The sequence below is a fragment of the Phycicoccus sp. M110.8 genome, from assembly GCF_032464895.1.
Classification (GTDB): domain Bacteria; phylum Actinomycetota; class Actinomycetes; order Actinomycetales; family Dermatophilaceae; genus Pedococcus.
The window spans coordinates 2,085,025-2,105,362 of record NZ_JAWDIC010000001.1 but is presented as its reverse complement, the minus strand read 5'-3'; the positions used below and the strand labels follow the sequence as shown (position 1 = coordinate 2,105,362).

27 protein-coding genes and 1 tRNA gene are annotated in these 20,338 nt (G+C 72.9%); 13 read left to right on the top strand and 15 right to left on the bottom strand.

Translation table 11 applies throughout. From position 1 onward, the window contains the following. Window positions 1-13: 13 nt before the first annotated feature. A complete protein-coding gene (locus RKE38_RS10060; RefSeq protein ID WP_316007284.1) occupies window positions 14-409 on the top strand; it encodes a phage holin family protein in 396 nt (131 codons plus the stop codon). 31 nt (window positions 410-440) lie between these two features. Further along, the gene (locus tag RKE38_RS10055; RefSeq protein ID WP_316007283.1) at window positions 441-1,352 is read left to right on the top strand and encodes an alpha/beta hydrolase; all 912 of its coding nucleotides are present in this window, start codon (window positions 441-443) and stop codon (window positions 1,350-1,352) included. 161 nt (window positions 1,353-1,513) lie between these two features. On the opposite strand, the gene RKE38_RS10050 is transcribed toward RKE38_RS10055, so the two are convergent. From RKE38_RS10050 to nth, 3 genes are read right to left on the bottom strand one after another with little or no spacing between them, the layout of a single operon-like run. Then, complete coding sequence (locus tag RKE38_RS10050) at window positions 1,514-2,725, bottom strand: MarP family serine protease (RefSeq protein ID WP_316007282.1); 1,212 nt, start codon at window positions 2,723-2,725, stop codon at window positions 1,514-1,516. Then, window positions 2,726-3,412, bottom strand: a complete 687-nt coding sequence (locus RKE38_RS10045) for a CoA pyrophosphatase (protein ID WP_316007281.1) — start codon at window positions 3,410-3,412, stop codon at window positions 2,726-2,728. It lies immediately after the preceding gene. Next, entirely contained in the window at window positions 3,409-4,188 is a 780-nt protein-coding gene (nth, locus tag RKE38_RS10040) for an endonuclease III (RefSeq protein ID WP_316007631.1), read from the bottom strand. Before nth ends, RKE38_RS10045 begins: the two co-directional genes overlap by 4 nt. Before the next feature lie 219 nt (window positions 4,189-4,407). Between nth and RKE38_RS10035 the strand changes: the two genes are divergently transcribed. After that, window positions 4,408-5,085, top strand: coding sequence for a Crp/Fnr family transcriptional regulator (locus RKE38_RS10035; RefSeq protein ID WP_316007280.1), 678 nt, complete (start codon window positions 4,408-4,410; stop codon window positions 5,083-5,085). Between the two features lie 13 nt (window positions 5,086-5,098). On the opposite strand, the gene RKE38_RS10030 is transcribed toward RKE38_RS10035, so the two are convergent. From RKE38_RS10030 to RKE38_RS10015, 4 genes are read right to left on the bottom strand one after another with little or no spacing between them, the layout of a single operon-like run. Further along, the gene (locus RKE38_RS10030; protein WP_410055439.1) at window positions 5,099-5,926 is read right to left on the bottom strand and encodes an MBL fold metallo-hydrolase; all 828 of its coding nucleotides are present in this window, start codon (window positions 5,924-5,926) and stop codon (window positions 5,099-5,101) included. Continuing rightward, window positions 5,923-6,762, bottom strand: coding sequence for an NUDIX domain-containing protein (locus RKE38_RS10025; RefSeq protein ID WP_316007279.1), 840 nt, complete (start codon window positions 6,760-6,762; stop codon window positions 5,923-5,925). Before RKE38_RS10025 ends, RKE38_RS10030 begins: the two co-directional genes overlap by 4 nt. Window positions 6,763-6,772: 10 nt before the next feature. Next, the gene (locus RKE38_RS10020; RefSeq protein ID WP_316007278.1) at window positions 6,773-7,249 is read right to left on the bottom strand and encodes a RidA family protein; all 477 of its coding nucleotides are present in this window, start codon (window positions 7,247-7,249) and stop codon (window positions 6,773-6,775) included. Between the two features lies 1 nt (window position 7,250). Beyond that, window positions 7,251-7,403 carry a hypothetical protein gene (locus RKE38_RS10015; protein ID WP_316007277.1) on the bottom strand — a complete coding sequence of 51 codons (153 nt, stop codon included), beginning with the start codon at window positions 7,401-7,403 and terminating at the stop codon, window positions 7,251-7,253. Between the two features lie 37 nt (window positions 7,404-7,440). Here RKE38_RS10015 and RKE38_RS10010 point away from each other — a divergent pair, with 37 nt between their 5' ends. From RKE38_RS10010 to RKE38_RS10000, 3 genes are read left to right on the top strand one after another with little or no spacing between them, the layout of a single operon-like run. Beyond that, the gene (locus RKE38_RS10010; RefSeq protein WP_316007276.1) at window positions 7,441-8,205 is read left to right on the top strand and encodes an alpha/beta hydrolase family protein; all 765 of its coding nucleotides are present in this window, start codon (window positions 7,441-7,443) and stop codon (window positions 8,203-8,205) included. A 9-nt stretch (window positions 8,206-8,214) separates the two neighbouring features. After that, the gene (locus RKE38_RS10005) at window positions 8,215-9,225 is read left to right on the top strand and encodes an ArsA-related P-loop ATPase (protein ID WP_316007275.1); all 1,011 of its coding nucleotides are present in this window, start codon (window positions 8,215-8,217) and stop codon (window positions 9,223-9,225) included. Window position 9,226: 1 nt separating this feature from the next. Then, window positions 9,227-10,399: an ArsA family ATPase gene (locus RKE38_RS10000; RefSeq protein WP_316007274.1), complete on the top strand. Its 1,173-nt coding sequence runs from the start codon at window positions 9,227-9,229 to the stop codon at window positions 10,397-10,399. Between the two features lie 95 nt (window positions 10,400-10,494). Here RKE38_RS10000 and RKE38_RS09995 read toward each other — a convergent pair whose 3' ends face one another. Further along, the gene (locus tag RKE38_RS09995; protein ID WP_316007273.1) at window positions 10,495-10,824 is read right to left on the bottom strand and encodes a WhiB family transcriptional regulator; all 330 of its coding nucleotides are present in this window, start codon (window positions 10,822-10,824) and stop codon (window positions 10,495-10,497) included. Window positions 10,825-11,097: 273 nt separating this feature from the next. Between RKE38_RS09995 and RKE38_RS09990 the strand changes: the two genes are divergently transcribed. Beyond that, on the top strand, window positions 11,098-13,530 hold the full coding sequence (locus tag RKE38_RS09990) for a transglycosylase domain-containing protein (RefSeq protein ID WP_316007272.1): 2,433 nt from the start codon (window positions 11,098-11,100) through the stop codon (window positions 13,528-13,530). Between the two features lie 100 nt (window positions 13,531-13,630). On the opposite strand, the gene RKE38_RS09985 is transcribed toward RKE38_RS09990, so the two are convergent. Beyond that, complete coding sequence (locus tag RKE38_RS09985; RefSeq protein WP_316007271.1) at window positions 13,631-14,095, bottom strand: GatB/YqeY domain-containing protein; 465 nt, start codon at window positions 14,093-14,095, stop codon at window positions 13,631-13,633. 77 nt (window positions 14,096-14,172) lie between these two features. Here RKE38_RS09985 and RKE38_RS09980 point away from each other — a divergent pair, with 77 nt between their 5' ends. The 4 genes from RKE38_RS09980 (at window position 14,173) to RKE38_RS09965 (ending at window position 16,367) form a co-directional block, all read left to right on the top strand. After that, complete coding sequence (locus RKE38_RS09980) at window positions 14,173-15,186, top strand: metallophosphoesterase (RefSeq protein ID WP_316007629.1); 1,014 nt, start codon at window positions 14,173-14,175, stop codon at window positions 15,184-15,186. A 317-nt stretch (window positions 15,187-15,503) separates the two neighbouring features. Then, a tRNA-Pro gene (locus RKE38_RS09975) sits at window positions 15,504-15,580 on the top strand. Between the two features lie 93 nt (window positions 15,581-15,673). Beyond that, complete coding sequence (locus tag RKE38_RS09970) at window positions 15,674-15,895, top strand: hypothetical protein (protein ID WP_316007270.1); 222 nt, start codon at window positions 15,674-15,676, stop codon at window positions 15,893-15,895. Between the two features lie 73 nt (window positions 15,896-15,968). Further along, complete coding sequence (locus RKE38_RS09965) at window positions 15,969-16,367, top strand: VOC family protein (RefSeq protein WP_316007269.1); 399 nt, start codon at window positions 15,969-15,971, stop codon at window positions 16,365-16,367. 4 nt (window positions 16,368-16,371) lie between these two features. Here RKE38_RS09965 and RKE38_RS09960 read toward each other — a convergent pair whose 3' ends face one another. The 3 genes from RKE38_RS09960 to RKE38_RS09950 form a co-directional block, all read right to left on the bottom strand. Beyond that, entirely contained in the window at window positions 16,372-16,941 is a 570-nt protein-coding gene (locus RKE38_RS09960; RefSeq protein ID WP_316007268.1) for a GNAT family protein, read from the bottom strand. 53 nt (window positions 16,942-16,994) lie between these two features. After that, a complete protein-coding gene (locus RKE38_RS09955; protein WP_316007267.1) occupies window positions 16,995-17,675 on the bottom strand; it encodes a Type 1 glutamine amidotransferase-like domain-containing protein in 681 nt (226 codons plus the stop codon). Window positions 17,676-17,838: 163 nt separating this feature from the next. Further along, complete coding sequence (locus tag RKE38_RS09950; protein WP_316007266.1) at window positions 17,839-18,393, bottom strand: DUF1990 domain-containing protein; 555 nt, start codon at window positions 18,391-18,393, stop codon at window positions 17,839-17,841. A 74-nt stretch (window positions 18,394-18,467) separates the two neighbouring features. Here RKE38_RS09950 and RKE38_RS09945 point away from each other — a divergent pair, with 74 nt between their 5' ends. Together RKE38_RS09945 and RKE38_RS09940 are read left to right on the top strand one after the other, a co-directional pair. Then, window positions 18,468-18,938 carry an HIT family protein gene (locus tag RKE38_RS09945; protein WP_316007265.1) on the top strand — a complete coding sequence of 157 codons (471 nt, stop codon included), beginning with the start codon at window positions 18,468-18,470 and terminating at the stop codon, window positions 18,936-18,938. Window positions 18,939-19,035: 97 nt separating this feature from the next. Next, window positions 19,036-19,407 carry a hypothetical protein gene (locus RKE38_RS09940; protein ID WP_316007264.1) on the top strand — a complete coding sequence of 124 codons (372 nt, stop codon included), beginning with the start codon at window positions 19,036-19,038 and terminating at the stop codon, window positions 19,405-19,407. 9 nt (window positions 19,408-19,416) lie between these two features. On the opposite strand, the gene RKE38_RS09935 is transcribed toward RKE38_RS09940, so the two are convergent. From RKE38_RS09935 to RKE38_RS09925, 3 genes are all read right to left on the bottom strand, one after another. Continuing rightward, entirely contained in the window at window positions 19,417-19,761 is a 345-nt protein-coding gene (locus tag RKE38_RS09935) for a cupin domain-containing protein (RefSeq protein ID WP_316007263.1), read from the bottom strand. A 55-nt stretch (window positions 19,762-19,816) separates the two neighbouring features. Continuing rightward, window positions 19,817-19,963, bottom strand: a complete 147-nt coding sequence (locus tag RKE38_RS09930; RefSeq protein WP_316007262.1) for a hypothetical protein — start codon at window positions 19,961-19,963, stop codon at window positions 19,817-19,819. A gap of 118 nt (window positions 19,964-20,081) precedes the next feature. Beyond that, window positions 20,082-20,330: a DUF2630 family protein gene (locus RKE38_RS09925; protein ID WP_316007261.1), complete on the bottom strand. Its 249-nt coding sequence runs from the start codon at window positions 20,328-20,330 to the stop codon at window positions 20,082-20,084. Window positions 20,331-20,338: the final 8 nt, after the last annotated feature.

Genomic DNA, 20,338 nt, shown 5'->3' with positions numbered 1-20,338 from the left:
CAGGTGAAGGCGCATGACCTCCCCGCAGGACACGCCCGAACGCACCATCGGACAGCTCGTCGCCGACGCCACCCACGACGTCTCGACCATCGTCCGCAGCGAGATCGCGCTGGCGAAGGCCGAGATCACCGCCGACGTGAAGAAGGCCGGGACCGGGGCCGGGATGTTCGCCGGGGCCGCCTTCGTCGGGCTGCTCGGGCTGATCTTCCTCTTCCACACGGTCGTCGCGGTCCTCGACATCTGGCTTCCCGAGTGGGCCGCCTACCTCATCACCACCGCGCTGCTCTTCGCCATCGCGGGGATCCTCGCCATGGTGGGGCGCTCGCAGCTCAAGCGGATGAAGGGCAAGCCGGAGCGGACCATCAAGAACGCCGAGCAGACCATCGACGCGATCAAGGGCGCGTCCTGAGCCCCACCGCACCGGACCCGACCCGCACGCGATGAGCCTCGACGCGTCCCTGGCCCTGGTCGAGGGCCCGTGGGAGCACCGCTTCGTCGCGGCCAACGGTGCGCGCTTCCACGTCGCCGAGCTGGGTGAGGGCCCGACGGTGCTGCTGCTGCACGGGTTCCCGCAGTTCTGGTGGGCCTGGCGGCACCAGATGGTCGCGCTGGCCGAGGCCGGCTACCGCGCCTGCGCCCTGGACCTGCGCGGCTACGGCGCCTCCGACAAGCCGCCCCGCGGGTACGACACCTACACCTCGGCCACCGACGTGGCGAGCGTGCTGCGCTCGCTCGGCGCCTCCTCCGCCGCGGTCGTCGGCCACGGCTGGGGCGGCTGGATCGCGTGGAGCATGCCGACGCTGCAGCCGACCGTGACCCGGGCCGTGGCGTCGCTGTCGATGCCGCACCCGCTGGTCTTCCGCAAGGCCTCGTTCAGCCACGCCGGTCAGCTGCGCGCCAACGCCTACCTCGGCGGGCTGCAGCGGCCGTTCGTGCCGGAGCGGCAGATGACGGTGCACGGCGGCTACGTCCAGCGGCTGCTGCGGGAGTGGGCCAGCCCCGAGGGCATCTGGCCCTCACCCGAGGAGGCGAAGCTGTACTCCGACGCGATGGCGCTGCCGTTCGTGGCGCACTCCGCGGCGGAGTACTACCGCTGGGTGGTTCGCAGCCAGCTGCGGCCCGACGGCTGGCGGTTCGCCGCCCGCATGCGCACGCCGATCCGGGTGCCCGTGCTGCAGCTGCACGGCGAGCACGACCGGGCGGTGCTGCCGTCGTCGGCCGGTGGGTCCGAGGCGTACTGCGAGGGCCGGTTCGAGCGGCACCTGCTGCCCGGGGTCGGGCACTTCCTGCCCGAGGAGGCGCCCGAACGGGTCAACCGCCACCTGGTCCGCTGGCTCGGCGACCTCGGCTGAGGCAGGGGCCTGGGCCCTCGGCAGGTTGCAGCCCGCCGGCCCCGCCTCGGCAAAACGGCAGTTGCTGGCACGAAACGGGGCTTCAGAACTGCCGTTCCACGTCAGCAACTGCCGTATTGCGCCGGACCCGCGGCCACGTGCACCTCCGAGCAAGCGGCCGGTCAGCCGGCGACGCAGGGGCCGGTGCCGACCGGGGTGCTCGCCGACGCGGCCGCGTCGAGGACGGGCCGGGCCTCGTCCATGGTGAGCGCGTAGCCGGTGCTGGCGTCGTCGAGCGACTTGGCGAAGACGACACCGACGACGCGGCCGTCGGCGCTCAGCAGCGGGCCGCCGGAGTTGCCGGGGCGCACCTGCGCGTAGAGCGAGTAGACCTCGCGGTTGGTGCCGGGGCGGCCGTAGATGTCCGAGCCGCGCGCCTGGACGACCTCGCGCACGCGCGCGGCGTCGAGGCGGTACGGGCCGTCGAGCGGGAACCCGGCGACCACGCCGCCCTGCCCCCGGCGCAGGTCCGGGCCCTGGCGCAGCGGCTGGGCCGGCAGGCCGGGGACGGCGAGGACCGCGAGGTCGCGGCGGGCGTCGAAGAGCACGACTCGGCCGGTGTAGGACCGCCCGGTGCCGTGGATGCGCAGCGTCGCCCGGGTCATGCCGGCCACCACGTGGGCGTTGGTGACCACACGCTCCGGCGCGACGACCCAGCCGCTGCCCTCCTGGCCGCGGTTGCACGACTCGGCGACGCCGGTGATCTTGATGATCGAAGCCGAGGCCTCGCGCACCCCGGCGGTCTGCGCGACCGACGGGTCGGGCGGCGCCACGGGCGTGATCCGCTCGCTCTGCAGCCCGTCGAACACCCGCGGGAAGCCCTCGCGGTCGAGCACCTCGCGGAACCCGGCGAACAGCCGTGAGGTCTGCGGTGGCACGACGCGGTCGATCGTGGCCAGCACCCGGGACTCACCGATGGCCTTGGCGATCGGCGCCGGGGCACCCCCGCGCAGCGCGCCCGCGATGAACCACACCAGCACCGCGGCGGAGAGCACGACCACGACGGCGCCCAAGCCGGAGTCGACCGCGCGCGCGGGGCGGATGCGCACTGCGCGGCGCAGCCGGCCGCCGACCGCCACGAAGGCGGCCTGGCCCACGGACGCGAGGATGAACACCCCGGCGATGAGCACGACCGACCGCAGCAGGGGCGAGGCATCGAGCGCCGCCCACTGGTTGACCGCGAGCGGCAGCAGCCACATGGCCAGCGCACCCCCGGCGAGGAACCCCGCCAGGGACAGCACGCTGACGACGAGGCCCTGGCGGTACCCGGTGACGGCGTAGCTGGCGAACAGCAGGATCAGGACGTAGTCCAGGACGGTCAGTCCGAGGAACATCTAGCTCCGGCCTTCCGTCGCAGTCTGGGTCAGGGCGTCTCGTCGACCCCCCGGACGGTAGCTGTCAGGCAGCGGTCGCTCAACGTCACGGTCCCACGGAACGGTCAGCCCACCGAAATCGAGCACGGCGGAGAGCAACCCGGCCGTGAACCCCCAGATGAACAGGCCGTCGAACTCGAACCCCGGGCCCCGGTAGCCGCTGGGGTGCGTCACCGTGAACCGGGCGGCCGGGTCGAGCAGGTGCGCCAACGGCGCCCGCACGGCCCGGTGCACCTCGCGGGGGTCGACGGCGTCGACCGGTCCTGGTTCGCGCCACCAGCCGAGCACCGGGGTCACGACGAACTGCCGCGGCGACAGGTAGATGTCGGGCAGCTCGGCCACCACGTCGACCGTGCCCGGGTCGATGCCGACCTCCTCGTGCGTCTCGCGCAGGGCGGCATCCGCCGGAGTCGCGTCGGAGGGCTCGCGCTTGCCGCCGGGGAAGGAGACGTCGCCCGGCTGGCTGCGCAGCGTGTGGGCGCGCTGGGTGAGGACGACGTCCTCGCCGCCGCCGTCGTGCGGGCCGAAGAGGATGAGCACGCTCGACTGCCGGCCGCCCTCCTCGGGTGGCGAGAAGCGTTCGAAGTAGCCGGAGTCCGCCGTGGCGATGGCGTCACGCGCGCGGTCGATCCAGGCGGGTCGGGTCATGCCTGCACAACGTCCGGGACGACGCCCGGTATGCCGTCGACGGCGCCGCCCGCCGCGGCACCCACAGGGGCGTCGGGTGACGGCACCCCCGGCAGGTCGGCGGCATACGGGTTGGCGGCCCCCGGCGCGAGCTCGAACTTGAGCAGCTTCTCCGCCTTGACCGGGTCGACCTCTCCGATGCCGTACGACGGGCAGAGGGAGGCGATGGGACACGCGCCGCAGGCGGGCTTCTTGGCGTGGCAGGTGCGGCGGCCGTGGAAGATCAGGACGTGGCTGAGCATCGTCCACTCCTTGCGGGGGATGAGCTCGCCGACGACCTGCTCGACCTTGACCGGGTCCTCCTCGGCGGTCCAGCCGAAGCGGCGGACGAGCCGGCCGAAGTGGGTGTCGACGGTGATGCCCGGGATGCCGAACGCGTTGCCCAGCACGACGTTCGCGGTCTTGCGCCCGACGCCGGGGAGGGTGACGAGGTCCTTCATCCGCGGCGGGACCTCGCCGTCGAAGCGCTCGACGAGGTCGGCGGCGAGCCGCATCACGGAGTTCGTCTTGGCCCGGAAGAAGCCGGTCGGCTTGAGCAGCGTCTCGAGCTCCTCGCGGTCGGCAGCGGCGAGCGCGGCCGCGTCGGGGTAGCGGGCGAAGAGGGTCGGCGTCACCTTGTTGACCATGACGTCGGTCGTCTGCGCCGAGAGCACGGTGGCGACGAGGAGCTGGAGCGGGTTCTCGAAGTCGAGCTCGCAGTGGGCGTACGGGTACCGCTCGTGGAGCAGCTTGTACATCCGCCGGGCGCGGCGGGTCCGGGCGAGCGGGGTCTCCTGCGCGACGTCGCGGGCACGGGGTCCTGGCACCGGGACAGCCTACGGGCGAAGCCTGACAGGCACCTGACGACGCCCACCGCGCGCGTCCAGCGGCCGGCTCGCCACGCCCGAGGACGCGAACGTTCCCACCACAGCGCGCTTCTCGTGGCGCGCAGTCCCTCTCGTGGCACACTGTCGCCCGTGGATCACGACGTGGTGAAGAAGGCCCCGCTGTTCGCAGCCCTCGACGACGAGGCCTCGTCGACCCTGATGCGGTCGATGTCGCAGACGCGGCTCGAGCGCGGCGACGTGCTGTTCCACGAGGGCGACCAGGGCGACCGGCTCTACGTGATCCGCGAGGGAAAGATCAAGCTCGGCCGCCGCTCGGCCGACGGCCGCGAGAACCTCGTCGCGATCCTGGGCCCCGGCGAGATGTTCGGCGAGCTCTCGCTCTTCGACCCGGGCCCGCGCACCATGACCGCCACGGCGGTGGCTGAGACGCAGCTGCTCGGTCTCGGCAACGAGGACCTCAACGGCCTGCTCGAGGGTCGCCCCGGCGTGGCCAAGGTCCTGCTGGCCGCGCTGGCCCAGCGGCTGCGGCGCACCAACGAGAACCTCGCCGACCTCGTCTTCACCGACGTTCCGGGTCGCGTCGCCAAGGCGCTGCTCGACCTGTCCGCCCGCTTCGGCCGGCCGGTCGAGGAGGGCGTCCTCGTGGCGCACGACCTCACCCAGGAGGAGCTGGCCCAGCTCGTCGGCGCCTCCCGCGAGACGGTCAACAAGGCGCTGGCCGACTTCGCCACCCGCGGCTGGCTGCGGCTCGAGGCCCGCGCCGTCCTCCTCATGGACGTCGAGCGGCTCAGGCGCCGCGCCCGCTGACCCGACGCCGGGCTCAGGCCCGGGCGCGCAGGTACTCCAGCTGGGCCGCCACGCTCTGCGCGGCCGCCGGCCAGACCTCGCGGGGCACGTCGGCATACACGCGCTCCACGACCGCCTGCACGACGTCCGGCGCCTGCGCCGCGCCGTCGGCGAGCGCCTGGCGCACCTGCTCGAGCCGCTCGGCCCGGTGGACGCGGTAGAACGCGACCATCGCCGACGCGTCCGGCACGACCGGGCCGTGCCCGGGCAGGATCGAGGTCACCGCGCCGCCGCCGGTGAGCGCGGCGATGCGCTCGAGCGAGTCGAGGTATGCCGCGAGCTCGCCGTCCGGGTGCGCCACCACCGTGGTGCCGCGCCCGAGGACCGTGTCGCCGGTGAGCAGGGCGGAGTCGGCGGGCAGGGCGAAGGACAGGGAGTCGGACGTGTGGCCCGGGGTGGCCACCACCCGCAGCTCGAGGCCACCGACCCGGACCGCGTCGCCGTCGGCGAGGTCGTCGTGGCCGCGCCCGACGGCCCGCGTGGGCGCCCCCGTCAGCTCCGCGAACCGCTCCGCCCCCTCGGCGTGGTCGGCGTGCCCGTGCGTCAGTATCGTCGCGCCCACCCGGGCGCCGAGCGCCTCGACCTCGGCGACGACTCGGCGCAGGTGCTCCTCGTGCAGCGGCCCGGGGTCGATGACGACCGCCTCGGTCGCGCCCGGCTCGAGCAGGACCCACGTGTTCGTGCCGTCGAGGGTCATCGGGCTGGGGTTGGGCGCGAGCACGCAGAGCGCCCGCTCGGTGACCCGTCCGCCGTGCCAGTCCCCCACGGCGGCCGACGGGGCCGGTGGCGGGGTCGGGCTCACCGCGGCAGCTCCGCGCGCAGGACCAGGCCGTCGCCGGTGTCGACCAGCTCGGGCTGGACGCGCGCGATGCGCGGCCGCTCGGCGACGAACGCCGCGGCCGACCCGGCGGCGGCGACCTCCTCGACCGCGACCACGGTGGGCGGCAGCATGAGCGCGGCGCCGTCGCGCCAGGCGGCGACCAGCTCGCCCGGCTGCACCCAGTCGGCGACGTCGGCCTCGGAGGTGAGGTCGTCGGCCCGCTGCCCCTGCGGCAGGAGGGCGGAGAAGAACCGGGTGTCGTAGCGCCGCGCCTCGAACTCGGGGGTCACCCAGTGGGCGCGGTAGCCCAGCAGGTCCGAGCGCAGCACGAGGTCGTGCTCGCGCAGGACCTCCGACAGCGAGGCCTCCCGGGACAGCAGCCGCTGGCGCTGGGCGTGCCAGTGCTCGCCACTCACGTCGTCGATGACGACCTCGGGCGACGGGCCGGCCAGCAGGACGCCGCACTCCTCGAAGACCTCGCGCACCGCCGCCGCGACCAGCTCGCGGGCGGTGCCCTCCTCGACCTGCATCAGCGCCGCCCATTCCGCGGGCGACGGGCCGGCCCACGGCAGGTCGGGGGCGGCATCACGGGGGTCGACTCCGCCGCCGGGGAAGACCATCATCCGCGGCGCGAACGCCATCGTCGCGACCCGGCGCAGCATGAAGACCTCGACGGAGGTCGACCCGTCCCGCACGACCATGACGGTCGCGGCGCTGCGGGGCTCGACGGGCGTCACCGGGTCCCCGGCCGCCAGCCACCGTTCCGCGCGCTCGCGCAGCGTCGGCGACTCGGCGACCGGGAACTCCCGGGTCACCATGTCGGACAGGTCAGTCGTCCTCGAGCGCGACGACGATCTCGACCTCGACCGGGGCGTCGAGCGGCAGCACGGCCACGCCGACGGCCGACCGGGCGTGGACGCCCTTGTCCCCGAACGCCTTCCCGAGCAGCTCGCTGGCGCCGTTGATGACGCCGGGCTGGCCGGTGAACGACGGGTCGGAGGCCACGAAGCCGACGACCTTGACCACCTGGGCGACCTTGTCGAGGTCACCCACGACCGCCTTGACGGCGGCGATCGCGTTGAGGGCGCACAGCTCGGCGAGCTTCTTCGCGTCCTCGGCCGGGACGAGCCCGTGGCCGTCGCCGACCTTGCCGGTCTGGACGAGGGCGCCGGACTGCATCGGGAGCTGGCCCGAGGTGTAGATGCGCCGGCCGTCCTGCACCGCGGGGACGTACGCCGCGACCGGCGGCACGACCTCGGGGACGGACAGGCCGAGCTCGGCCAGGCGGTCTTCGACAGCACTCATGTCAGGCCTTCTCCCGCTTCAGGTAGGCGACGAGGTTGCCACCGTCGCCGGACAGGACCTGCACGAGCTCCCAGCCGTCCTCGCCCCACTGGTCGAGGATCTGCTTGGTCGCGTGCACGATGAGCGGCACCGTGGCGTACTCGAACTTCTTCATGTGTCGCAGCCTAGCCACCGCTGAGAGGATGGTCGCCATGGCCCGTGACCCCATCGAGGTGCTCGACGAACGGGCCGCGCCGCCGGCCCGCACCACGGCATACGGCGAGCACCCCGACCAGGTGTACGACGTGCGGCTGCCGGCCCACGCGACCCGCGGCCTCACGGTCGTCGTCGTGCACGGCGGCTTCTGGCGCGCGGAGTACGACCGGGCGCACGCGAGCCGGCAGGCGCAGGCCTTCGCCGACGCGGGCTACCCCGTCGCGGTCGTCGAGTACCGCCGCCCGGGCGTCCCCGGCGGGGGCTGGCCGGGCACCGCCGAGGACGTCCGCGACGCCCTGGCCGCGATCCGCAGCGACCCGCAGGTGGGCCGCTCCCCGATCGTGATGGTCGGGCACTCGGCAGGCGGCCAGCTCGTCGCCTGGGCGGCGGCCCAGCCGTGGGCGCACGGGCTGCGCGGCGTGGTCAGCCTCGCCGGCGTCCTCGACCTGGCGCACGGTCAGGCCACCGACGTCGGCGGGGACGCCATCCAGGCCTTCCTCGGCGGCACCCCGGAGCAGGTCCCCGAGGCCTACGCCGCGGCCGACCCCGTGCGGCTCGGCCCGAACGTGCCCGCCCTCGTCGTCCACGCCCGCGACGACGACGTCGTGCCGTTCGAGCTCAGCGAGCGGTATGCCGCGGCGCACCACGGGCCTTCGGTGCGCCTGCGCCCGGTGGCGGACGGGGGTCACTACGGGCTCATCGACCCCGAGCACCCCGCCTTCGGGCAGGTGCTCGCAGCGGTCGACCTGCTCGCCTCCTAGGCTTGCCGCATGGCCCACCCCGACCTGTCCCACGTGCGGCTGCACGTCGTCACGGGCAAGGGCGGCACCGGCAAGACCACCGTCGCGTCGGCCGTCGCCGTCGCGCTGGCCCGTCAGGGACGCCGGGTCCTCATCGCCGAGGTCGAGGGACGGCAGGGGATCTCGCAGACGTTCGACGTGCCGCCGCTCGGGCACACCGAGACCCGGATCCTGCACGACCGCAGCGGCGGTGAGGTGTGGGGCCTGTCGGTGGACCCGAAGGAGTCGCTGCTGGAGTACCTCCAGAAGTTCTACAAGGCGGGCCGCGCCGGGTCGGTGCTGGAGAAGTTCGGCGCCATCGACTTCGCCACGACCATCGCTCCCGGCGTCCGCGACGTGCTGCTCATCGGCAAGGTCTACGAGGCGGCGGGCCGTCGGGCGGGCGGCCGCGACACGCGCTCGGGCCGGCCGCACGGCGAGCTCGCCTACGACGCCGTCGTGCTGGACGCCCCGCCCACGGGCCGGGTCGTGCGCTTCCTCAACGTCAACGCCGAGGTGGCCGACGTGGCCCGGGTCGGCCCGATCCGCAGCCAGGCCGACTCGATCACCCGCATGGTGCGCAGCCACACCACGGCCGTGCACGTCGTCACCCTGCTCGAGGAGATGCCGGTGCAGGAGACCGTCGACGCCCTCGCCGAGCTGCGGTCGGCCCAGCTGCCCCTGGGGGCGATCGTCGTCAACCAGGTCCGCGAGCCGCTGCTGTCCGAGCCCACCCTGCGCGCCATCGGGCGCTCGCGCCCCACGACCGGCGTGGCGTCCGACCTCAAGGCCGCAGGGGTGGCCGTCACCAACGGGATGGCTGCAGCGCTGGTCACCGAGGCGCGCGAGTACCGCGACCGGCTCGACCTCGAGGAGCGGCTGGCCGAGGTCGTCCGGGAGCAGGGCCGTCTCGTGGCCCGCCTGCCGTACTTGCCCGAGGGCGTCGAGTCCGGTGGCATCGCGCTGCTGGCCGGCGCCGCCGCCGAGCAGGGGCTGGTCTGACGTGGCCGGCACGGGCGCCCGCGGCGCCGCGAACGGCTTCGACGTCGCCTCCCTCGTGCGCGACCCCGCGACCCGGATCGTGGTCTGCTGCGGCGCCGGCGGCGTCGGCAAGACCACCACCGCGGCGGCGCTCGGCCTGTGGGCGGCCGAGCAGGGGCGCAAGGTCGTCGTCCTCACGATCGACCCGGCCCGCCGGCTCGCCCAGTCGCTCGGGCTCACCGAGCTCGACAACACGCCCCGACCGGTGTCCGGCGTCGACACCTCGATGGGCGGGTCACTCGACGCGATGATGCTCGACATGAAGCGCACCTTCGACGAGGTGGTCGAGCAGCACGCCACCCCCGAGAAGGCCGCGCAGATCCTCGCCAACCCCTTCTACCAGGCCGTCTCCAGCTCCTTCGCCGGAACGCAGGAGTACATGGCCATGGAGAAGCTGGGCCAGCTGCGGGCGCAGGCCGACCGCGACGGCCGCTGGGACCTCGTCATCGTCGACACCCCGCCGTCCCGCTCGGCGCTGGACTTCCTCGACGCGCCCAAGCGGCTCGGCTCGTTCCTCGACGGCCGCTTCATCCGGCTCATCTCGACGCCGGCCAAGGCCAGCGGGCGCGCCGGGCTCAAGGTGTTCAGCATGGGCGTCGGCATGGTCACGAGCACGATGTCGAAGCTGCTCGGCGGCCAGCTCCTGCAGGACGTGCAGACGTTCGTGGCCGCGCTGGACACCATGTTCGGCGGCTTCCGCGAGCGGGCCGACCAGACCTACGCGCTGCTCAAGCGGCCCGAGACCGCGTTCCTCGTGGTGGCGGCGCCCGAGCGGGACGCGCTGCGCGAGGCCTCGTTCTTCGCCGGCCGGCTGGACGAGGAGGGTATGCCGCTCGCCGGCCTCGTCGTGAACCGGATCCAGCGCGTGGCGGCGGCCATCTCCGCGCCGCAGGCGCGGGCCGCCCTCGACCAGCTCACCACGCTGGAGCCCCGGTCGGCGAGCGCGGAGGTGACGCAGGACCTGCTGCGGCTGCACGCGGACCTGGCCGAGACGGCCGAGCGGCAGGAGCGGCTGGTGCGGCGCTTCACCGCGGGGCACCCCGGCATACCGGTGGTCGAGGTGCCGGCCAGCGGTGGCGACATCCACGACCTGGACGGCCTGCGGACGATGGGCTCGGCCCTCACCGCACGCTGAGCGCACCGGGCCGACCGGAGCGGTCGCGACGCCGGAGCGGTCGCGCGGTCAGCGCTGGCGAGCTCCGGCGGCGCCGGCGCCGGGTGGCGCGAGGGTCAGGCGGTCTCGATCTGGGCCGAGCGGTGCTGGGCGAACAGGGCCGCCCACGAGGTGATGTTGGGCCGGCGCTTGAGCAGGGCCCGGCGCTCGCGCTCGGTCATGCCACCCCAGACGCCGAACTCGGTGCGGTTGTCCAGCGCGTCGGCCAGGCACTCGGCGATCACCGGGCAGCGCTGGCAGACGACCTTGGCGGTCTGCTGGGCCGCGCCCTGGACGAAGAGTGCGTCCGGGTCCGACGTGGAGCACGCACCCAGCGGCGCCCAGTCGTCGACCCACGCGGACCCGTGGGGACGCTGCCGCATGTCCTGCTCCGGTGCGATCGTCATCCTGGTGCCCCTCCAGCTGTGCTCCAGACGCGTTTCCGTGCGTCTGACGTCGTTGTCGACGTTCGAAAACGATAGGAATTCGGGCGGTTCCGGGACATGGTCCATTCGTGTAGTTCTGCGATGACCGAAGGGACTAGTCATTGCGAACCACACCGTTTCGTGGTCCTGACCAGCCCTGTCGTGGCACGTTGCGCGAACCCCGCCGCCGCCCTGCCCGGGACCCCGGCGTCCCGCCACCCGGGACCGGGACGAATCGGCAGTTACCCTTGGCACATGCCTGGACGCGCCGCCAACCTCGGGAACGTCGTCAGCCTGCTCGGAGCCTTCGTCGCCACGGCGCTGGTCATGGGCCTGCTGGCGGCCGGACTGCTCATCCCCGCCGTCGGCGCGACCGGCAGTGTCGCCACCGCGGGCGTGAAGGCCTTCGACGACCTGCCGAGCGAGTTCAGCACGTCACCGCTGTCGCAGCAGTCACGCATCGTCGACGCCCGCGGCCGGGTGCTGGCGACGCCGCAGGAGGAGAACCGGGTCATCGTCCGCCTCGACCAGGTCGCGCCGATCATGCGGAAGGCCCAGGTCGCGATCGAGGACAGCCGGTTCTACGAGCACGGCGGCGTCGATCCGCGGGGCATCACCCGCGCCGCCGTGTCGAACTTCCAGGGCCACGACGTCCAGGGTGCGTCCACGCTGACGCAGCAGTACGTGAAGCTGACGCTGCAGGAGAACGCCCTGCGGAACAACGACAAGGAGGCGGCCGACGCCGCGGTCCGGGTCAGCGCGGCCCGCAAGATCCAGGAGATCAAGTACGCGGTCACCCTCGAGAAGGAGATGACCAAGGACCAGATCCTCGCGGGCTACCTCAACCTCGCCTACTACGGAGACCTCGCGTATGGCATCCAGGCGGCGGCCGAGCACTACTTCTCGGTCCCCGCGAGCAAGCTCAACCTGCCGCAGGCCGCCACCCTGGCCGGCCTGGTGCAGAACCCGAGCCGCACCGACCCGTTCAACAACGGTCCCGAGCGTGCCCAGGCCCGCCGCAACGTCGTCCTCGACCGCATGCACGAGCTCGGCATCATCAACGACAAGGACTGGAAGGCCGCCAAGGCCATCCCGCTGGCGAAGATGCTCAAGAAGAAGGACCCGCTCAGCAACTGCGCGGCGTCGAGCGAACCGTACTTCTGCAACTACGTCATGGCGTACCTCAAGGACACGAGCAACCACAACCTCGATGCCCTCGGCAAGACCGTCCCGGAGCGGGTCAAGAACATCACCCAGGGTGGTCTGACGATCCAGACCACCCTCGACCCGACCGTCCAGAAGGCCGCCCTGGCCGACCTGACGGCCCGGGTGCCCAAGGGCAACAAGGCGATGCCGAAGGACAAGCAGTACGACAAGACGAAGGCCGGCATCTCTCGCATGGTCGGGGCAGCGGCGACACTGCTCGAGCCCAGCACCGGGCGCATCATCGCCATGGTGCAGAACTCGAGCTACCCGACCACGTCCAAGCAGCAGACCGCCTACGGCTACACGCAGGTCAACTGGAACGTCGACACCAAGTACGGGGGCACGAGCGGCTTCCAATTCGGGTCCACGGCCAAGATGTACGCCATCGTGCGGGCACTCCAGACGGGCATCTCGGTCAACGGCACCATCCCCTCAAAGTTCGCCACCCCGCACCAAGCGGCGTCCTACTCCCCCAAGGAGCAGGGTGCTTGCGGCTCCCTCGTGGATTGGAACGTCCGCAACGACTACGCCGTCGGCGGCAAGCCGATCCCGTTCCGCAAGGCAACCGCGGACTCGATCAACACCGCGTTCGCGTCGCTGATGCTGAAGCTGGGCACGCCCAAGGTGCGCGACACGATGACGAAGATGCACCTCCTGCAGGGTGACGGCAGCAAGATCGGGTGCAATCCCTCGTCGGTCCTGGGCACGGGTGACGTCACCCCGATGACCTTGGCCAGCTCCTACGCGATCCTCGCCAACGAGGGCAAGTACTGCCCACCGAACCCGATCCTGTCGATCACCACCCCCGACAAGAAGCCGGTCAAGATCGGCACCACGCCGTGCCAGCAGGTCATCGACCCGGACGTCGCCAAGGGTGCAACCGAGCTCCTCAAGGGCGTCATCAAGAGCGGCACCGGGACGAAGGCCTCCCTCGGCTCTCGGCCGGCAGCGGGCAAGACCGGCACAACCGACAACCACATCGAGTCCTGGTTCGTGGGCTACACCGCGCAGCGCGCCGCCGCTGTCTGGGTGGGCACGCCGTGGTCCCAGAGAGGCATGAACGGCATCACTCTTGCCGGACAGTGGTACAAGGGCGTCTTCGGTGGCGACATCGCCGCGCCGATCTGGAAGGGCATCCTCCAGGCCGCCTCGACCGACCTGCCCGACCGCGACTTCGGCGAGACGAGCAACAAGATCCTCAACGGTGACAAGGTCGCCATCCCCTATGTCAGCGGGATGTCCGTCGCCCAGGCCACCTCGGTGCTGCAGGCCGCCGGGTTCAGCGCCCAGGTCGCGGGCAGCACGAGCAGCGGCCTCTCGCCCGGGCTCGTGGTCTACACCAACCCCAGCGGGACGGCGACCAAGGGCACGACGATCGGGCTCTACCTGTCGAGCGGCCAGGCGCAGCAGCAGCCCCCGCCGACCACCAAGAGCACGCCGACGCCCAAGCCCACCAAGACCAAACCCGGCAAGAAGGGCTGACCGGCCCGCCGGCACGAGAGGGGCTCCCTACCACCGGTGGGGAGCCCCTCTCACATCCTGAGGGGCCGGGCGGCCCCGGAGTCGCGCTCTCGCGGGCGCCTCAGCGACCGGAGAGAGCGGCCTTGACGACGGCGGCCACCCGGCCGCCGTCGGCCCGGCCGGCGACCCGCGCCTGGGCCGCCTTCATGACCTGCCCCATCTGCGGCATACCGGTCGCGCCCGTCTCCTCCACCGCGGCGGCGGCGATCTGCTCGAGCTCGGCGTCGGACAGCTGGGCGGGCAGGTAGGTCTCGAGGACGGCGTACTCCGCCTCCTCCTTCGCCGCGAGCTCGGGCCGGTTCGCGTCGGTGTACGCGGCCGCGGCCTCCTTGCGCTTCTTGGCCTCCTTGGCCAGCACCTTGAGCACCTCGTCGTCGGTGAGCTCGCGGGCGGAGGTGCCGGAGACCTCCTCGTTGGTGATCGCGGTCAGGGCCAGGCGCAGCGTGCCGGCGCGGACCTGGTCGCGGCCGCGGATGGCGCTGGTGAGGTCGTCCTGCACGGTGGCCTTGAGGCTCTTGTCGCTCATGAGGGCCAGTCTCTCAGGCCGCGGCAACCGGGTATCCGCGCGGCCTGCGGGGACATTTGCGAGGATGGCTGGCGATGATGCGAACGGTGGGCACGACGGTCGGCGGCGCGGTCGCACTCGGAGCGGGTGCGGTGGCGTACGCGGCGCTGGTCGAGCGCAACTGGTTCGCGCTGCGGCGCTTCACCGTGCCCGTGCTGCCCGCGGGCTCCGCGCCGATCCGGGTGCTGCAGGTCTCGGACCTGCACCTCGTGCCGCGGCAGCGGGCACGGGTCGAGTGGGTGCGCGGGCTGGCGACGCTCGCCCCTGACCTGGTCGTGAACACCGGGGACAACCTGGCGGCGCTCGACGCCGTGCCCAGCGTGCTCGAGGCCCTGGAGCCGCTGTTCCGGTTCCCCGGAGCGTTCGTGATGGGCTCGAACGACTACTTCGCGCCGGTGCCCAAGAACCCGGCGCGCTATCTCACCCGCCGGCACGCGGAGGCTCCCCCGGGCCGCCTGCGGCTGCCCACCGAGGACCTGCGCGAGGGCATGGTCGCGGGGGGCTGGCTCGACCTCGACAACGCGCGGACGACGGTCTCCGTGGCCGGGCGGGAGCTCGAGCTCGTGGGCACGGGGGACGCCCACATCCGGGCCGACCGGTATGCCGCCGTGGCTGGGCCCGCGTCGCCGTCGGCCGACCTGACGGTCGGCGTGACCCACGCGCCGTACCAGCGCGTGCTCGACCCGATGGTCGCCGACGGTGCCCGGCTGGTCCTCGCCGGCCACACCCACGGCGGCCAGCTGGCCGTCCCCGGGTACGGCGCCCTGGTCACGAACTGCGACCTGCCCACCGACCGGGCGAAGGGCCTGTCGCGCTGGTGGCCCGGTGCAGGCGCGCCGTATGCCGGAGGGGCCCAGTGGCACCAGAAGCTCGACCGGTGGGGCGAGGTCCACCTGCGTGGCGGCGATCCAGCCCAGTGGGCGGCGCCGGAGGACGCGGCGTGGCTGCACGTGTCGGCCGGGCTGGGCACCTCGCCCTACGCGCCCGTGCGGTTCGCCTGCCGCCCGGAGGCCACGCTGCTCACCCTCGTGCCGCAGACGGCCTCGACCTGACGCGAGCCGGCGGCCGGACTCCGCACCGCGTCCACACCTCCGCGTCTCCGCACCCCGCCCCTTGGCACCTTCGCACCTTCGCGCCAGGGCCATTCGCGCCACTGTGGCCACGAATCGCCCTCGCTCGCCGTCCGCCGGGGCGATTCGTGCCGGATCGGGCACGAATGGCCCCCACCGGACGATGCACCCGGGGGCTTGTCGTCCCGGCAACTCGGCTCGCGCCGGCACGACGGCATACCGATTGGGAGCCGGAACGGGTGGTGGGCTATCCTTCACTGTCGCTGCTTCCGGACCGCGGTTCGGGGTGGCGATTGCCACGGGGTGTGGCGCAGCTTGGTAGCGCGCTTCGTTCGGGACGAAGAGGTCGCAGGTTCAAATCCTGTCACCCCGACCACACGTTTCAGCAGGTCACAGGCCCTCCACCGCACCAGGCGGGGAGGGCCTTCGTCATGGACGCGCACCGGCGACCGGCGCGGATACTGGGGACATGGGTGCTGCCGTGCTGGGTGGCCTTCTCGCGGCGGTGGTCGTCGCCACCGCCAGCCTCTGGGTGCTGCAGGACGCCCGGTCACGCGCCAGGCTCGGGCGGCCGGTCGTCGCCACGTTCGGTGGCCTGACGGTCGACCGACCCGAGGTGTGGGCGGCCCTGTGCCTGCTGGTGGTGGTTCTCTTCCTCCCGCTGTACCTCGTGGCGCGCCGCGCCGACTGAACGCCGCGGAGGCTGACCGCTCGGCCGTCCCGGTTCCCGTGGTGGCGTGCGCTCGTCTGGCACGCTGGCGCGCGTGCCGACCTTCACCAGCCCCCAGATCGTCCTGTTCAGCGCAGACCTCCCCCGCGCGGTCGAGTTCTACACGCGGCTGGGCTTCGAGGAGATCTTCAGGACGCCTCGTGAGGGGGACCCGATCCACGTGGACCTGGTCCTCGACGGCTACCGCATCGGCCTGGCGAGCGAGGCCTCCACGAGGGACGACCACGGCCTGGACCCCGTCGTCGAGGGACAGCGCGCCGCCGTGATCCTGTGGACGGACGACACCCCCGCGGCATACACGCACCTGCAGGAGCTCGGCGCGACCCCGGTCAAGGCGCCGGCGCCCTGGCTGGGGCGCCTGCTCATCGCCTGGGTCGCGGACCCGGACGGCCACCTCGTCCAACTCGTCCAGGACGCCGAGCCGACGTCCTGAGCGGTCAGCGGTGTCGGCCGCGCCACTCCTCGGCGAGCAGGGCGTAGGTGTAGCCGTCCTGCCACTCACCCGAGGGGTGCAGCGCGTCCGCGACCCTGGTGGCCTCGCGGCGCATGCCAACGCGTTCCATGAGACGCCAGGACCGGACGTTGCCGGCGAAGCAGCCCGCGGTCACCCGGCGCAGCTCCAGGTCCTCGAAGCAGATGCGGAGCACGGCCTCGACGGCTTCCGTCGCGTAGCCGCGCCCGGTCACCTCCCGCCTCAGCGACCAGCCGAGCTCCGCCTGCACCCCGCGGGCCTTGTCGGCCAGCCGCGCCGGAGCCCACGCGTCCTCCACCTTGACCATGAGGTCACCGACCACCTCACCGTCGCGCTCGACGAGGAGCAGGAGGTCGAGCCGCTCGGGTGCGGCGAACCGCTCGGCGAAGTCCTCCGGAGGCACGCCGATCCAGGCAGCGACCTCGGGCTGCCGTCGGTAGGACAGCACGGCGTCGGCGTCCTCCGCACGGGCCTGTCGCAGCGAGAGGCGGTCGGTCGTCACGGGCCACGCGACGTCAGCAAGGTCCTTCGGCACGGCTCATCCTCTCCCGCCCTGCTGGTCGTGCCCTGACAGCACGGTCCCACGGGTCAGGAGAACGCCTTCCACGTGCCCTCGGAGACCACCTCGGCGGTCCCGTCGACGACCGCGATCGCCGTCTGCTCGTCGATGGCGTATGCCGGGCCGCCCACCTCGGCGGCCCACTTCTCGGCATTCGCCATGACGTTCCAGGCCATGTCGGGGTGGTTCAGGTGCGGGAAGATCGAGAAGTCGACGACCCCGAGGGTCCGGTCGCCGTCCGTCGTCCCGCTCCAGGAGACGAAGTCCTCGCCGATCCGTGGCGTCATGACCATGCTGCCGGCACTCACGCCGACCCAGACCGTGTCGTCCAGCGAGGGGAGCAGCTCGGCGAGCCCGGACTCGCGCAGCCAGTGGCACAGGTACGTCGCGTCGCCACCGTCGACGAGCAGCACGTCCGCAGCCCGCACCCAGGGTTCCCAGCGCTCCCGGCCGATGCTCGGAAGCGCGGTGAGCTCGAGCAGCCCCACCGACTTCCAGCCCAGGTCCACCATGGGGGACGACGGCTCGCCGCCCGGGGCCAGCCCCGACACGAAGCGCCAGGCCGACTGCGGCGTGCACCACGGGTGGCCCCACTCGGCGCTCGGGATGCAGAGCGCGGCGGACTCCTCGACGGGCTTCCCGAGGAGGCTGACCAACCGCTCCCGGATGCTCGGGTTGGTGACACCCCCGGACGTCAGCAGCAGCTTCACGACGACTCCCCTCCAGCTCGACGGTGCGCCGCCCCTGCGGTCGGGCCACGCGGTGGTCATTCTGACCGGTCGACCCGCCAGAAGTCATCGGTCACCCCACGAGAACGGCGGCCCACCAGGACGGTCGGCCCACGAGGGCGGTCGGCCCACGAGGGCGGTCGGCTCACGAGGGCGGTCGGCCCACCAAGCGGTCGAGGGCGGCGAGGTAGCGACGCGTCATCGCGTCCTGCACGACGGTGCCGACCGGGCCACCGACGCGCGCGAGCGCGGTCGCCGGTCGCGAGAAGGCGGTGATGGTGAAGGTGATCCGCCCGTCGGCACCGCGGCGCAGCAGGAACAGCTCCTCGCCCGACTCGGGGTGCCCGGGCAGTGTCCCGTATGCGAACCCGCGACGGTCCGCTTCCTCGACGACGCAGACGACACGGCAGGGGATCCGGACCGACAGCGGCCCGGGCCCCAGGCGCATGTCGACGACCGCACCCGGGGCCGCCCGCGGCGTCGACGCGGCGACCCGCAGCCCCGCCCTCTGGTGCACCCGCCAGGTGAGCAGGTCCTCGGCCGCCCCGTCGAGGTCCAGGCGCTGCAGCACTCGTTCCTCGTGCACGGTCCGGTAGCCCGCCGGGGCCGACGCCGTCCCGCTGGCGCCCACGGCGGCATACGTCAGGGGTGCGGACCGCAACCGCTCGAGGCGGCGAGGTGGGATCGGGCTGGTGGCCATGGCCCATTCTCGGGTGCGCCGCACCGGCGGGGTCACGCGCCACCGCCGGCCGCAGATGTGAGAGCGTGCGCCGCATGGACGACTGGCGCGCGGACCGCATCGGAGCGGCCCTCCGGGGAGAGAACCCGACCGTGCTGCGACGTGTGCCGGGCGGCTTCGCCGTCGTGGGCGACGTCCAGTGGCTCCCCGGGTACTGCGTCCTGCTGACCGACGACCCGCAGGTCCAGAGGCTGTCCGACCTGCCGACCGACCGGCGGATGCAGTTCCTCGACTCGATGGCCCGCCTCGGCGAGGCAGTCGAGCGCGCCTGCGCCGAGCGCGACCCCGAGTTCCGCCGGGTCAACCTGGAGATCCTGGGGAACACCGACCCGTACCTGCACGCCCACGTGTGGCCCCGCTACGGCTGGGAACCGCCGGAGCTCGTGCGCAAGCCCGTCTGGCTCTACCCGCCCAGCCACTGGTCCGACCCGGCGACGGCGCTCGGGCCTCGGCACGACGACCTCCGCGCCGCCATCGCGCGCCACCTCGGCCCGGATCCGGTGTAGACGGCCGCCCGGGTGGGTAGGAGCAGGCGCCGAGGGCGGTGCCCTCGGCCATGCGCGCCTGCCGGTCGGTGGGCGGACCCGGGAGAGGACGTGCTGGATGGCGCAGGAGCTGTGGGAGATCGAGGCGCAGGAGCCGACCGTGCTGGTCCGGTGGAACTACCTCGACCACGACGGCACGCTCGAGAGCGAGGTGTGGCAGGGGACGCTCCGGGCGGCCAGGGACGCGTCGGCCTCGACCCGGGTGCCCGAGCTCGGGCTGCGGACCTACCTCGAGGTCATCCTCACGACCGTCGGCGCGCAGGGCACGGTGGAGTTCTTCTGCACGTTGCCGGAGGAGGAGCGCACGGTGGGGTACTCCATCGACGCCAGCGGGGCGCTCACGGTGACCATGGACGGCCTGCCCCGGTTCGTCTTCAACGCTCGCTCGTGGGACTCCCTCAAGCTCAACGGCGCGACGATCCGCGACTGAGTCGTCTCGTCAGGTCGGAGCCGACACGATGTCGACCGACACCTCGACGGCCGTCTCGGTGCCGCGGTTCTCGAGCCAGTGCAGCGTGTTCCGGTCCTCCGGCCACCCCAGGCCCGGGCCGTACTCCGTCGCCACCCCGTCGCGGTGGTCGGTGATGGTGCCCTGCAGCACGTAGACCGTGCCGGGCCTGCCCTTGTGGTCGTGCTCGGGGCCGAAGGTGGCGCCCGGCGCCATGGTCACCAGGCGCATCCGCAGCTGGCGGCCCTGCATGCCCTCGATCTCCGGGCCGAGGTCCACGGCGGCCAGGAGCTCGACGGTGACGCCCTGCGTCGAGGGCGTGGTCTGTTCGCTCACGGCGCCATGGTCCTCCCCCGCGCCGTGCGGCGGAAGGGCGTGCGGCCGCTCGCGCTCAGATGCCCGCGCGGAGCAGCACCGTCAGCAGCACGGCCGCGGCATACAGGACCGCGACGACGCCGGCCACGGCGGCCATGGTGTGTCCCACCCACCACCGGGGCTGGTGGTGTGGCAGGTGCAGGTGGTCGAGTGCTGTGCGCATTCCGCACCCCCTCGTGTCGGGTACCGGCCACCTTCGACGGTAGCCAGTTCGACGGTAGGACGGGACGGTCGAAGGTCACGAGCCGCCACGCCGTGGCGGGGCCCGCCGCAGTCGGCGCTCAGCCCCGGTAGTTCTCCACCGTCGCCGCGTCACGCACCTGCGCACCACCCGGGTCCTCGCCGAACTCCCGGCGGGCGCGGCGCTGGCGCAGCAGGTCCCAGCACTGGTCGAGCTCGACCTCGAGGGCCCGCAGCCGCGAGTTCTCCTCCTCGACGGTGATGTCGCCGTCGCCGAGCTGCGCCCGCAGCGAGTGCTCCTCGTCGATGAGTCCCTTGATGCGCTGCTGGATGTCGATGTCCTCGGCCACGCGCCCAC

Coding starts and splice junctions, on each gene's coding strand:
- RKE38_RS10015 (WP_316007277.1), bottom strand. CDS start 7,403: ATGAAGAAGTTCGAGTACGCCACGGTGCCGCTCATCGTGCACGCGACC.
- RKE38_RS09995 (WP_316007273.1), bottom strand. CDS start 10,824: ATGACGATCGCACCGGAGCAGGACATGCGGCAGCGTCCCCACGGGTCC.
- RKE38_RS10010 (WP_316007276.1), top strand. CDS start 7,441: ATGGCCCGTGACCCCATCGAGGTGCTCGACGAACGGGCCGCGCCGCCG.
- RKE38_RS09985 (WP_316007271.1), bottom strand. CDS start 14,095: ATGAGCGACAAGAGCCTCAAGGCCACCGTGCAGGACGACCTCACCAGC.
- RKE38_RS09950 (WP_316007266.1), bottom strand. CDS start 18,393: ATGGCCACCAGCCCGATCCCACCTCGCCGCCTCGAGCGGTTGCGGTCC.
- RKE38_RS10050 (WP_316007282.1), bottom strand. CDS start 2,725: ATGTTCCTCGGACTGACCGTCCTGGACTACGTCCTGATCCTGCTGTTC.
- RKE38_RS10055 (WP_316007283.1), top strand. CDS start 441: ATGAGCCTCGACGCGTCCCTGGCCCTGGTCGAGGGCCCGTGGGAGCAC.
- nth (WP_316007631.1), bottom strand. CDS start 4,188: ATGTACAAGCTGCTCCACGAGCGGTACCCGTACGCCCACTGCGAGCTC.
- RKE38_RS10020 (WP_316007278.1), bottom strand. CDS start 7,249: ATGAGTGCTGTCGAAGACCGCCTGGCCGAGCTCGGCCTGTCCGTCCCC.
- RKE38_RS10025 (WP_316007279.1), bottom strand. CDS start 6,762: ATGGTGACCCGGGAGTTCCCGGTCGCCGAGTCGCCGACGCTGCGCGAG.
- RKE38_RS09980 (WP_316007629.1), top strand. CDS start 14,173: ATGCGAACGGTGGGCACGACGGTCGGCGGCGCGGTCGCACTCGGAGCG.
- RKE38_RS09990 (WP_316007272.1), top strand. CDS start 11,098: ATGCCTGGACGCGCCGCCAACCTCGGGAACGTCGTCAGCCTGCTCGGA.
- RKE38_RS10060 (WP_316007284.1), top strand. CDS start 14: ATGACCTCCCCGCAGGACACGCCCGAACGCACCATCGGACAGCTCGTC.
- RKE38_RS09940 (WP_316007264.1), top strand. CDS start 19,036: ATGGCGCAGGAGCTGTGGGAGATCGAGGCGCAGGAGCCGACCGTGCTG.
- RKE38_RS09970 (WP_316007270.1), top strand. CDS start 15,674: ATGGGTGCTGCCGTGCTGGGTGGCCTTCTCGCGGCGGTGGTCGTCGCC.
- RKE38_RS10045 (WP_316007281.1), bottom strand. CDS start 3,412: ATGACCCGACCCGCCTGGATCGACCGCGCGCGTGACGCCATCGCCACG.
- RKE38_RS09945 (WP_316007265.1), top strand. CDS start 18,468: ATGGACGACTGGCGCGCGGACCGCATCGGAGCGGCCCTCCGGGGAGAG.
- RKE38_RS10005 (WP_316007275.1), top strand. CDS start 8,215: ATGGCCCACCCCGACCTGTCCCACGTGCGGCTGCACGTCGTCACGGGC.
- RKE38_RS09930 (WP_316007262.1), bottom strand. CDS start 19,963: ATGCGCACAGCACTCGACCACCTGCACCTGCCACACCACCAGCCCCGG.